Genomic DNA, 10,336 nt, shown 5'->3' with positions numbered 1-10,336 from the left:
GGTGACCCATTGATTCAGAGATTAAGCCGCTTCGCAACCAAAAAATCACAACTGTAATGCTAAGCCAAACTCGTGGCGGTCGCTCCGGCGGGCTACTTACCCACAACTGCTACACCACCAGCGGGGACACGACCGGATAAAATATACTCAATGAGAAGAGGCCCCCACAGTGCGGGCAATATGAATGGCAGATAGCGTACGATTGGCTGATATTTTTTATAGGCATCTCAAACCGCCCGCTTCCTGAACAACCATCCGGCGGCGGCCAGACTGACTAGTGCCAGCGCCGCCATCGGCAGGTATTGCGGCAGCAGCGAGGTAAAACTCGGGTGTTCCAGAAAGCTGCGGCGGATGATGACCAAGGCGTAGCGCATCGGGTTGATCCAGGTGAGGTCCTGGACGATCACCGGCATGTTGGAAATCGGCGTGGCGAAGCCGGAGAGGATGATCGACGGCACCATGAAGAGGAACGCGCCGAGCAATGCCTGTTGTTGCGTAGCGGCAAGTGAGGAGATCATCAGCCCGATGCCGGTGACGGAGAATACGAACAGCAGTAATCCAAGGTAAAGCTGCAACAACCCGCCATAAAGCGGCACCTTGAACCAGAACACCGTGGCCAGGATGATGACGCTGCCCTCGACCACACCGATAATCAGGCCGGGGATGGATTTGCCGAGCAGAATATCGAGCGGGCGCATAGGTGTTACCAGAATCTGGTCAAACGTCCCCGCCTCGCGCTCGCGCGCCACGGAAAGCCCAACCACCAACAGAGTGACAACCTGGGTGAGCAGCGCGACGATGCCGGGAATGATGAACCAATGCGAGTCGAGGTTAGGGTTGAACAGCGCGCGCGGGTCTAGCTGCGCCGGGGGTGATGGCAGGCCATGCGTGGCGGCCCAGCTTTGGCTGTACGCGGTGATGACCGCATTGGCGTAGCCGAGAATGAGCAGCGCCGTGTTGGAGTTGCGGCCATCGACAATGACCTGCACGGGCGCGGCTTTTCCGGTCAGCAGGTCGCGGCTGAAGCGCGGGTCGATAACCAGCACCATTTCAACCTGGCGTGAATTGATCAGGGATTTTATCTCATGATCACTCTTGAGCGAGGCAACTTCGGTGAAGGCCGGCGAGCCGGTGAAATGCGCCACCAGGTCCTGTGCGGCAACGCTGCGGTCCTGGTCATACACCGCGAAGGGCACATGGTTGAGATCAAAACTCGCGGCGTAGCCGAACACGACCAACTGGATCAAAGGCGGACCGATGAGCACCATGCGGCTTTTGGCATCGCGCAGAATGGCGAGAAATTCCTTGATGATGAGGGCGAGAATACGGTGCAGCATTGGTCAGTCCAGCCGCTTGCGCGCGGCCAGCCGTGCCGCGCCGAGAAAAAAGATAGCCATGAGCAGCAATGCCAGCAAATTGGGCAGGATGACAGACCAGACCGTGCCCGCGAGAAACAGGCTTTGCAGGATGGAGACGAAATACCGCGCCGCGACGATATGGGTGATCACCTGAATCGGCGCCGGCATGCTGCCGACATCGAAGATGAAGCCCGAGAGGATGAAGGCTGGCAGAAACGTCGTGATAATCGCGATCTGGCCGGCTACGAACTGGTTTTTGGCAACGGTGGAGATCAGCAGTCCCATGCCCAGCGAGGCGAGCATGAACAGGCTGGCGGCCAGGGTGAGCACCAGCAGCGAGCCGAGCAGCGGCACGCCGAAGAGAAACACCGCGATGGTCACGGATACCGCCATGCCGCCCATGCCGAGCAGAAAATAGGGGATGATCTTGGAGATCAGGATTTCGTGCATGCTGACGCGCGTGACCATCAGCGCTTCCATCGTGCCGCGCTCCCACTCGCGCGCGATCACCAATGCGGTGAGCAGCGCGCCGGTGAGGGTCATGATGACGGCGATCAGCCCGGGGACCAGATAATCACGGCTGCTGACCGCCGGGTTGAACCAGATGCGGGGCTCCACGGCGATTGGCACCGGGTTAGAGGCGCCGGCCAGATCAGCCTGCGAGGTGATCCAGTCCGCCCAGCTTTGTTGCACATAGTTTTCAATGAGGCGGGCGTTGTTGGCGTTGATGCCATCGACATAGACGCCGATATCCGGGTCCTGCCTGGCGGCAACGCGGCGGGCGAAATCACTGCGCAGCCAGACGAAGCCCATGATCGTCTCACGCGATAACGCGGTTTGCGCGGCGGCAGCGCTGGGGAAGTTTCGTGGCGCGAAATAGGGCGAGTTGGAAAACTGCGCGGTGAAGCTGGCGGCGGCGGCGCTGGGTTGTTCCACCACAATGCCGAGCGCCACATGTTTGGCATCGAGCGAGACGCCATAGCCAAACAACAGCAGCAACATGGCGGGAAGCAGAAAGGCGATGGCGATGGAGGACGGATCGCGCAGGATTTGCAGGCTCTCCTTACGGATCAGCCCGCGCAGGCGCATCAATATTCCGGCCTTCATGCCGCCCTCACTTGCGCCGCGCTGCGGGCGGTATCCGCCTCGATCAGCGCCACGAAGGCGTCTTCCATGCTTGGGTCTGGGTGGGTCGCATCCCGGCAGGCGGATTTTAAGGACTCCGAAGTCCCTTCCGCCAGAACTTTCCCTTGCCCCATAATCACCAGGCGGTCGCAATACTCCGCCTCGTCCATGAAATGCGTGGTGACCAGAACCGTGACCCCGGAATCGGCAAGCGCGTTGATACGCTGCCAGAACTCGCGCCGCGCCAGCGGGTCCACGCCGGAGGTGGGTTCATCGAGAAACAGCACATCGGGCTCGTGCATCAGCGCGCAGGCCAGGGCCATGCGCTGCTTGAAGCCGAGCGGCAGGTCGCGGCTGGTGGCGTCGCGCATCGGGGCTAGTTCGAATTCGCGCAGCGCCCAGTCGATGCGCGCGTTGCGCTTCGCACCGCTCAGCCCGTAAGCGGCGCTGAAGAAACGCAGATTTTGCAACACCGAGAGATCGCCATAGAGCGAGAATTTTTGCGCCATGTAGCCAAGCCGCCCGCGCGCCGTGGCGGCGGCGGTGCGCAGGTTGAAGCTGCCGACCTGCAAGCTGCCCGAGGTGGCGGGCAGCAGGCCGCACAACATGCGAAAGGTGGTGGATTTACCCGCGCCGTTCGCCCCGAGCAGGCCGAATATCTCACCGCGCGCGACGGTGAAGCTGATGTCATCAACCGCGCAGAAATCGCCGAACCGCTTGAGCAGATGCGAAACCTCAATCTCCGTGCCGGGTTGCGCTGCAGGCGCGCGGGCCGCCGCGGGCGGATTGGCGGACGGTGCCGGTTCAATTGCCATGGCTGCCGCCTTGGCTTTCAGCAAATCGATGAACCGGTCCTCAAAACGCGGCGGCACCTGCGTGATGACGGCATCCACAAGGCCAGATTCGCGCACAATCCCGGGATTTATACCGGCATCAAGCACCATCCGCACCGCCTCGCCCTGGATGATCGCATCGGTGACGCCAGGGAGGCGCGATAATGCGCCCTGGAGCGCACGTTTGGACATGTTGGCCGCGCGCACCTGAAAACTGCGCCCGGCCATCGCCTGGGTGAATTGCGATGGCTTGCCCGCGCCGATCAACTTACCCTCATGCAGCAGCAGCACCTCGTCGCAGCGCTCGGCCTCATCGAGATACGCGGTGGAGAGCAGCACGCTCATGCCCTGGCCGCGCACCAGATGATCCACGATCGCCCAGAGTTCACGCCGCGAGACCGGATCGACCCCGACAGTCGGCTCGTCGAGCAGCAGCAGGCGCGGCGGCTGGATCAACGTGCAGGCGAGGCCGAGCTTCTGCTTCATCCCACCGGAGAGCTTGCCCGCGAGCCGCGTGGTGAACGCCGTCAGCCCGGTCATATGAAGCAACGCGCCGTAGCGCGCGGCGCGGGCCTCGGGCGCAACACCTTGCAGATCGGCATAGAGATCGAGGTTTTCCTGCACGCTCAGGTCTTCATAAAGGCCGAAACGCTGCGGCATGTAGGCAATCATGCCCTGCACTTTGAGCGGATCAGCGGCGACATCGGTGCCGAACACGCGGATCGTACCGGAATCAGCGCGCAACAGCCCGGCAACCAGGCGCATCAACGTGGTCTTGCCTGCACCGTCCGGGCCGATCAGCCCGATGACCAGCCCCGGCGCGGTGGTGGCGCTGACCGCGTCCAGCGCGACCACGACGCGTTTGCCAATTTTGAAGCGCCGCGTGAGCTGCTCCAGAACCAGCGGCGCGGCGTCAGTTTCCGGCGGCATCGTCACCGCAGACGGCAGGGCCGCGCGGCGCATTAGCCGCTGCGGTGTGGGTCAGGTCGAGTGTCACTGTCGCGGGCATGCCCAGGCGGAGCTGGTTGTCCGAGGCGCAAACATAGACGCGGAGTTGATACACCAGCTCGGCGCGCAGATCCGGCGTCTCCACATTCTTGGGCGTAAACTCCGCCGTGGGCGAGAGATAGCCGGCCCAGCCGTGATAGACCTTGCCCGGATAGGAATCCGTGGTGATGTCCGCCGCCATACCGGGGATGATTTTGCCCAGCGAGGTTTCCGGCACATAGGCGCGCACCCAGAGCGGGTTGGTCAACGCGATGGTGTAGACCGGTGTTTGCGGGGTTGCCATGTCACCAGGTTCCAGAATCCGTTCTTCGATAATACCATCGGCTGGGGCGTAGAGTTTTGTGTCGGAAAATTCCACGGCGGCAAGAGTGGCCTGCGCTTGCGCGGCATCAAACGCGGCCTGGGCGGCGGCGATGTCCTCCTGGCGCGGGCCTTTCACCGCCAGGATATAGGCTTGCTTTGCGGCTTCATAATTCTGTTTGGCATTATCATACGCGGCCTTGGCGTCATCACGCTGCTGGCGGCTGGCGGCACTGCTCAGCACCAGGGTCGCATATCGCTGATAGTTGGCGGCATCATTCTGATACACCGGCTCAAGCGCGTCCATCTGCGCTTTGGCCTGCACGATCTGTTCCGGGCGCGTACCCGCCAGCAGCGCCGCCAGAATTTGCTTCTGGTTTGCCGCCTGCGCCTGCGCCGCTGCCAGGGATGCCGCATAACGCTGGTCGTCCATTAGCGCGATTAACTCACCCTTGTGAACCTGATCCCCTTCCTGCACCAACAACTTCATGACAAATCCGCTATCATTGAACGCCGCCTCAACCTCGCGGATGTCCACATTGCCATACAGTGTTAGCTGATCTGTCCTGGCATTATCTTGCAAAAAATAAAAAACAGCGCCGCCAATGAGCAGTATGGCAAAAAAAACGGCCACAAAAATACGAATACGTTTAGACATGATCGCGATTGTCCACCTGCTGTTGCCGGTTCATTACGCGCCTGCGTTGCCGCGCAACGCTATGCCGCAGCCAACCAGCTTGCCACTGCCACCGGCTTCGTTTGAGGGAGGCGCCAACAGAGAGTCCGTCGTCATGGTGTAATCCTTATCCAATCCGTTCCAGCGCCAGCGCGATCCCCTGACCGCCGCCAATGCACAGCGTCACAACCCCGCGTTTAATCGCGTCACGCTGCATGGAATACAAAAGCCGCGTCGTTAAAATCGCGCCGCTGGCACCGATAGGGTGGCCATGTGCAATCGCCCCGCCTTCGACGTTGACGACCTCCTCGGTAAGACCCAGACGGCGCGTTACGGCAATAGCGATGGCCGCAAAAGCTTCATTGATTTCAATACGCTCAATATCGCCAATGCTCCACCCCGCGCGCTGCAATGCCTGTTGCACGGCAGGCACCGGCCCCAAGCCAAACATGCCTGGTTCAACGGCCGCAATTCCCCAGGATAACAGCCGCGCCATTGGTGTAAGCCCATGAGCATCGGCAAAGCCACGGGTGGTGATTAGCATCGCCGCTCCCGCACTGTTCAGCCCTGGGGCGTTACCTGCCGTGATCGTCCCCTCCTTGCGGAAAGCCGGCCGCAGTTTTTCCAAAGAATCTGCCGTCGTCTCAGGTCTGTTGTGTTCATCTTTCTCGAACATCACCACGCCACGCTTGCCAGCAATCTCCACGGGCGCAATCTCGCCCTGAAAATATCCCGCAGCCTGTGCCTTGGAAAAGCGTTGCTGTGACCGCAGCGCCCATCTGTCCTGATCGGCCCGTGAGATATTGTCCTGTGCCGCCAGATCCTCGGTATGCCAACCAGAATGCTTGTCGGAGAACGCGTCATTCAAGCCGTCTCGCAGCATTGAATCAAACACCGCACCATCACCCAGCCGCATACCCCAACGGCCATTCGCCAGCAGATAAGGCGCACGGTCCATATTCTCCATGCCACCCGCGACCGCACATTCAACCAAGCCCATAGCCACATCCTGCGCGGCGGATATGATCGCCTGCGCGCCGGAGCCACAAACCCGGTTCACCGTCATCGCCGGTACAGCAACCGGCAAACCGGCATGGACCGCAGCCTGCCGCGCCGGGTTCATTTTGACCCCCGCCTGGATCACGTTGCCCATGATCACGCCGCCAACCAGTTCCGCCGCCAGACCGGATCGGGCAAGACTTGCCTTAATCGCAGCCGCGCCAAGTTCCGGCGCAGGAATATCTTTCAACGAACCATTGAACGTGCCAATCGCTGTGCGGACCGGCGCACAAATAACCACATCATTTGGTATCATCGGAACCTCCTTGAACACAAAGCTTCAAGCTTGGAGCACGAAAGAAATGGTTTTCTACCTTCGCAACCCACCCAAGTCATTGATACAGATCAAACACCAGCCCTGCGGATCGTTCCAATCAATTCCAAAGCCCCCGCCACAGTATTCGAAATAGTACCATATTTTCGGATATTTTCGTGCATAAGGGCGATCCGGCGATCCGGCTCATCGGTATCGATGACGATCTCATAATCAATCCGCAGCATTTTTGGCGGCGCATCCTGACGAATGCCGTGTAGCTTGATCTCCACCCCCGAATAGCTGAACGATAAAAGCGGCGCGACACGCTCCAGACCTTTCAACATGCATGCCGCCACGGAAGCCAAAAACAACTCCGCCGGGTTAAAGGCATCAAGCCGGCCAGCCAGGCCGGTATCAAGAACAAGCGATGCATCTTTGCAAAATGCGGTGCTGCCATGGGCATCATCCCGGCGCGCACGGACTGAATATTCAAGCATGACAATATTCCATCAAAAAATCAGGTTTGAGAGCGCACCAGAGCGTCGAACACTGGCTCAGCGTCACCGATTATCTTTGTCGCCATCGCAAAACGAGTGATGTGAACGGTCTCCAGCACTTTTGCAGCGGGAATACCTTGTTGAACCACTTTATCAGCCATCGCCGCCACACAAGCGGGGCTGGAACCTGCCAATGCCGCCGCCAAATAAACCAAGGTACGGGTTTCCTCATTCAGCGCGCCATTGGCCGGCATTGCATACATACGCGAGCGCATATGCTCCTGGATCAATCCATCATCCACGATGGTTGATTTTTCGATCGCGGCCGGAACCCGCCCCATTCCGGCACGCATTTTGGCGAGTAAATCTTGTGCGGACGGGACTGTACTTGCGGTCATGGTGATCTCCAAAAGTAAAAATTACCAGGTTACTTTAAAAATATACGAATAATAGTGAAGATACTTCAGCTTGCACTAACTGAGAGCCGGGTTTGATAGAAGGGTTCGACCGGCCCTATCGTCACCGCCGCGCCCACTGGTCCGGCGGCTTTCTGAAACCGTGCGTCGAGATGAGAATTTTCATGATCCCACACGCTGTCCCAAACGCCATGCATCAGATAGGCACGCATGGTTCCATCCGGAAAGGCATTGCGCAGAATTTCCGTCGTCACAGCTTTGCGATAGAGCCGGTTATCCGCCGCCCCCGCTGATCCAATACCGTTGGCTGCATCTGCCGGCAAATAAGTTTCCTGTGCCACCCGCAACAAAGCCACAACATTCTGATCGAACTGCAGATGATCGGAGTCGTTGATAAAAACATGGTTCGCAACGCTCGTCAGATCATGTGCGTCCGCGGGCATGCGCAGAAATGAAATTATGTTTGCATTATCCTGAACAATAGCTGAACGATTCCCCGCCGCGATCGTCTCAAAGACTCCCTGATACCAAGCCATTGGCTGCTTGCTTTTAACCGCCCCGTTTGGTGACGGACTAATCGAATGCAGATGCGGTACAATTTGCTGACCAAACGCTTCGTTCGCGCCTGATGATAATAGCGCCTGATAGTCAGAAAAGCGGATGAACAACGCATAATAATAAGGCTGGCGCTGCGCCGAGACACCATCAAGATAGGCTGTTGCCAGAATACCCTTATATGATTCAGGATAGTTTTTCACCATCGTTGAATCGCCGGTCATTTGCTTAAGAGTAAGGTGCAAAAAACCAGGCTTATCCATTAAAGACGCCGCCATTTTTTGTATCGATGAAAGCGCCAAGGCATTTTCTGGCAGAGCTACACGAAATTCATAGTAGAGTGTCACTGGCCCAGTGGGCAATGCGCCTTGTTGCGGAAGTTCGGCAGCCTTAGCGCGCGCAACAAAACCCGTTGTAGCCAAGGCAACACCGGCACTGAATATGTTTCTGCGATTCATGATGAATTCCTTTAGAATAAACTCTTGCTTTCAAGCTTTTACCTTGGCGTATCCAGCGTTAAAAAAGTCGGCTCTTTATTCTCCGGCATAGCAGTTAGTTCATCGGCGGTTACGCGCGCATATATCTCGATCAGATACCCCGAAGGATCTCGCAGCCAGAGTTCATGCAAAGGCGTACCGTGCCAAGTGGTTCGAGGGGGTTTCACAATCTCTGCGCCTGCCACACGGGCCCGATGGTAACTCTCAATGACCGCCTCCCGGGCTGCCACGCCAATGCCTAGATGATACAAGCTGTAGGTATCCAATTTTTCGCCTTTGTCATTAACCAGCAGCACAAAATTCAACGCCAGATGGGGCACAATGAAGGTGCTGTAGCGCGCCGTCATCTCTTTGGGGCCAACGCCAAAAAAAGCTTGGTAAAACGCAGTGCTGGCGCCTAAATCAGCAACCCGGATGCTGAGATGAAACTCTCTCGGATCAACGATTATTGCTTCCATGATCCAGCCTCCTTGCTGGTTGAGAATTGATGGATTCGAGTCGGCGGCCCCTCCGGCGCGGAAGCGAGACGCTGCAAATCGGACAGATGCACCACCTCATCCGCTACACCGGCAAGGGCGCCTTGCAAGACGGCCTCCGCCCAGTTCGGCAGTTCGGCCAAGCGGTATAGTACCCATTGCGCAGCGCGACGCTGCTCGATCAACTTCGCTGCGCGCAAAATTGCCAAGTGTTTGGAGACCTTGGGCTGCGGGGCTTCCAGCGCATGGGTCAGCTGACACACGCAAATCTCGCCATTAGCGTTGATCAACGCCAGACAGCGAAGCCGAAAAGTGTCGGACAAGGCGGTAAAGAATACGGCTTTCTGTTCCATGTCACCTTATATGCAGATTTTTGCATATACGAAAAGTGGTATATACATAGGTCACCCATGCCTCTAACGCGGGAGGATATGGTAACTCATTTCGGAAACTGCGGAAGGAGAGGCTGTAAAACAGCGTGCAAAAGTTTCCCGATGGGGAGGCGGACAAAAACTTGGACTACGAGGAGGTAGTTCATGTATTCGTACGCACCCCCGAGGGGTCATGGTTGGACGCGATTTGACCGCCGTCTACGCGCGGTTGTCCACGGCGCGCCAAGCCGAGGCTGACCTCTCCATCCCCGACCAGATCCGCCAGGCTGAGACATGGTGTCTGCGCCTGGGCCATGAATTGGTGCGTCAGTACATTGAGCCCGGCGCCTCCGGCACCGACGAAACCCGCCCGATCTTCTCGGAGATGAGAAATCTGAATATGCCGCACGGCAATACCTCGCCGATATCGCCGCAATCGTTCATTCAATAAGTTTTGACATCGACGAATTTGCCCAAAATTTTGACCATCAAAGGGCTACTCAAGCGAATCGCAGAAACCCGTATCTCTTCGTGATCAAATGTCTTGGCGGAGCCGACGACATCCAACGAGCGAGCAACCAAAGCTTAGCCTTGACCTACGCCGTACGAAAATACCTGGAAGAAAATAGAGAGATTTTAACATGCTTCAAAAATCTTAACATTCACGAATGTTTAAAGTTGTACCGTATGGAGAGACAAAAAGATCACAAAGAGGAGGCTGTTTCGAGCACCACGAAAGTCAAAATCGAAGGTGTGCCGAATCGCCTACTCGGGCGCGGAAAAGTCGCAGTCGAAATTGAATTTAATGCCAAAGATGGGCACTTCATCTGCGAATTGGATTTATATAGTGATTCACATTAACAACATTACGTGCTAATATTTGCCACCTTGTGAGGGGCGAATGATGAG

Annotated in this window: 12 protein-coding genes; 2 read left to right on the top strand and 10 right to left on the bottom strand. The window is 57.5% G+C overall.

The features are described 5' to 3' along the window. Window positions 1–227: 227 nt before the first annotated feature. From QQJ84_RS16885 to QQJ84_RS16870, 4 genes are read right to left on the bottom strand one after another with little or no spacing between them, the layout of a single operon-like run. Complete coding sequence (locus QQJ84_RS16885) at window positions 228–1,337, bottom strand: ABC transporter permease (protein WP_284259484.1); 1,110 nt, start codon at window positions 1,335–1,337, stop codon at window positions 228–230. Between the two features lie 3 nt (window positions 1,338–1,340). Next, window positions 1,341–2,465, bottom strand: coding sequence for an ABC transporter permease (locus QQJ84_RS16880; RefSeq protein WP_284259483.1), 1,125 nt, complete (start codon window positions 2,463–2,465; stop codon window positions 1,341–1,343). Next, on the bottom strand, window positions 2,462–4,279 hold the full coding sequence (locus QQJ84_RS16875) for an ATP-binding cassette domain-containing protein (protein WP_284259482.1): 1,818 nt from the start codon (window positions 4,277–4,279) through the stop codon (window positions 2,462–2,464). The genes QQJ84_RS16880 and QQJ84_RS16875 overlap by 4 nt, the downstream gene beginning before the upstream one ends. Further along, window positions 4,230–5,282 (bottom strand): efflux RND transporter periplasmic adaptor subunit, encoded by a 1,053-nt coding sequence (locus QQJ84_RS16870; RefSeq protein WP_284259481.1) that lies wholly within the window; start codon window positions 5,280–5,282, stop codon window positions 4,230–4,232. Before QQJ84_RS16870 ends, QQJ84_RS16875 begins: the two co-directional genes overlap by 50 nt. On the opposite strand from QQJ84_RS16870, the gene QQJ84_RS16865 reads away from it, so the two are divergent. Continuing rightward, window positions 5,202–5,387, top strand: coding sequence for a hypothetical protein (locus tag QQJ84_RS16865; protein WP_284259485.1), 186 nt, complete (start codon window positions 5,202–5,204; stop codon window positions 5,385–5,387). The two genes, QQJ84_RS16870 and QQJ84_RS16865, sit on opposite strands and share 81 nt — an antisense overlap. A gap of 40 nt (window positions 5,388–5,427) precedes the next feature. On the opposite strand, the gene QQJ84_RS16860 is transcribed toward QQJ84_RS16865, so the two are convergent. The 6 genes from QQJ84_RS16860 to QQJ84_RS16835 all read right to left on the bottom strand — a co-directional run bounded on the left by QQJ84_RS16860 (window position 5,428) and on the right by QQJ84_RS16835 (window position 9,409). After that, window positions 5,428–6,615 (bottom strand): thiolase family protein, encoded by a 1,188-nt coding sequence (locus QQJ84_RS16860; protein WP_284259480.1) that lies wholly within the window; start codon window positions 6,613–6,615, stop codon window positions 5,428–5,430. An 89-nt stretch (window positions 6,616–6,704) separates the two neighbouring features. Continuing rightward, window positions 6,705–7,112: an OsmC family protein gene (locus tag QQJ84_RS16855; protein WP_284259479.1), complete on the bottom strand. Its 408-nt coding sequence runs from the start codon at window positions 7,110–7,112 to the stop codon at window positions 6,705–6,707. A gap of 20 nt (window positions 7,113–7,132) precedes the next feature. Beyond that, on the bottom strand, window positions 7,133–7,510 hold the full coding sequence (locus QQJ84_RS16850) for a carboxymuconolactone decarboxylase family protein (RefSeq protein WP_284259478.1): 378 nt from the start codon (window positions 7,508–7,510) through the stop codon (window positions 7,133–7,135). Window positions 7,511–7,575: 65 nt separating this feature from the next. Further along, the gene (locus QQJ84_RS16845; RefSeq protein WP_284259477.1) at window positions 7,576–8,541 is read right to left on the bottom strand and encodes a hypothetical protein; all 966 of its coding nucleotides are present in this window, start codon (window positions 8,539–8,541) and stop codon (window positions 7,576–7,578) included. A 38-nt stretch (window positions 8,542–8,579) separates the two neighbouring features. Then, window positions 8,580–9,038 (bottom strand): VOC family protein, encoded by a 459-nt coding sequence (locus tag QQJ84_RS16840; protein WP_284259476.1) that lies wholly within the window; start codon window positions 9,036–9,038, stop codon window positions 8,580–8,582. Continuing rightward, complete coding sequence (locus tag QQJ84_RS16835; protein WP_284259475.1) at window positions 9,026–9,409, bottom strand: ArsR/SmtB family transcription factor; 384 nt, start codon at window positions 9,407–9,409, stop codon at window positions 9,026–9,028. The genes QQJ84_RS16840 and QQJ84_RS16835 overlap by 13 nt, the downstream gene beginning before the upstream one ends. Before the next feature lie 211 nt (window positions 9,410–9,620). On the opposite strand from QQJ84_RS16835, the gene QQJ84_RS16830 reads away from it, so the two are divergent. Beyond that, window positions 9,621–9,878: a recombinase family protein gene (locus QQJ84_RS16830; RefSeq protein ID WP_284259474.1), complete on the top strand. Its 258-nt coding sequence runs from the start codon at window positions 9,621–9,623 to the stop codon at window positions 9,876–9,878. Window positions 9,879–10,336 lie beyond the last annotated feature (458 nt).

It is taken from the genome of Acidocella aquatica (genome assembly GCF_030160635.1).
GTDB lineage: Bacteria > Pseudomonadota > Alphaproteobacteria > Acetobacterales > Acetobacteraceae > Acidocella > Acidocella aquatica.
This window is presented reverse-complemented; position numbering and strand designations above follow the sequence as displayed.

What these genes read in the sequence shown, in the direction of transcription:
- QQJ84_RS16885 (WP_284259484.1), bottom strand. Translation starts at nt 1,337, where the DNA reads ATGCTGCACCGTATTCTCGCCCTCATCATCAAGGAATTTCTCGCCATT.
- QQJ84_RS16880 (WP_284259483.1), bottom strand. Translation starts at nt 2,465, where the DNA reads ATGAAGGCCGGAATATTGATGCGCCTGCGCGGGCTGATCCGTAAGGAG.
- QQJ84_RS16875 (WP_284259482.1), bottom strand. Translation starts at nt 4,279, where the DNA reads ATGCGCCGCGCGGCCCTGCCGTCTGCGGTGACGATGCCGCCGGAAACT.
- QQJ84_RS16870 (WP_284259481.1), bottom strand. Translation starts at nt 5,282, where the DNA reads ATGTCTAAACGTATTCGTATTTTTGTGGCCGTTTTTTTTGCCATACTG.
- QQJ84_RS16860 (WP_284259480.1), bottom strand. Translation starts at nt 6,615, where the DNA reads ATGATACCAAATGATGTGGTTATTTGTGCGCCGGTCCGCACAGCGATT.
- QQJ84_RS16855 (WP_284259479.1), bottom strand. Translation starts at nt 7,112, where the DNA reads ATGCTTGAATATTCAGTCCGTGCGCGCCGGGATGATGCCCATGGCAGC.
- QQJ84_RS16850 (WP_284259478.1), bottom strand. Translation starts at nt 7,510, where the DNA reads ATGACCGCAAGTACAGTCCCGTCCGCACAAGATTTACTCGCCAAAATG.
- QQJ84_RS16845 (WP_284259477.1), bottom strand. Translation starts at nt 8,541, where the DNA reads ATGAATCGCAGAAACATATTCAGTGCCGGTGTTGCCTTGGCTACAACG.
- QQJ84_RS16840 (WP_284259476.1), bottom strand. Translation starts at nt 9,038, where the DNA reads ATGGAAGCAATAATCGTTGATCCGAGAGAGTTTCATCTCAGCATCCGG.
- QQJ84_RS16835 (WP_284259475.1), bottom strand. Translation starts at nt 9,409, where the DNA reads ATGGAACAGAAAGCCGTATTCTTTACCGCCTTGTCCGACACTTTTCGG.
- QQJ84_RS16830 (WP_284259474.1), top strand. Translation starts at nt 9,621, where the DNA reads ATGGTTGGACGCGATTTGACCGCCGTCTACGCGCGGTTGTCCACGGCG.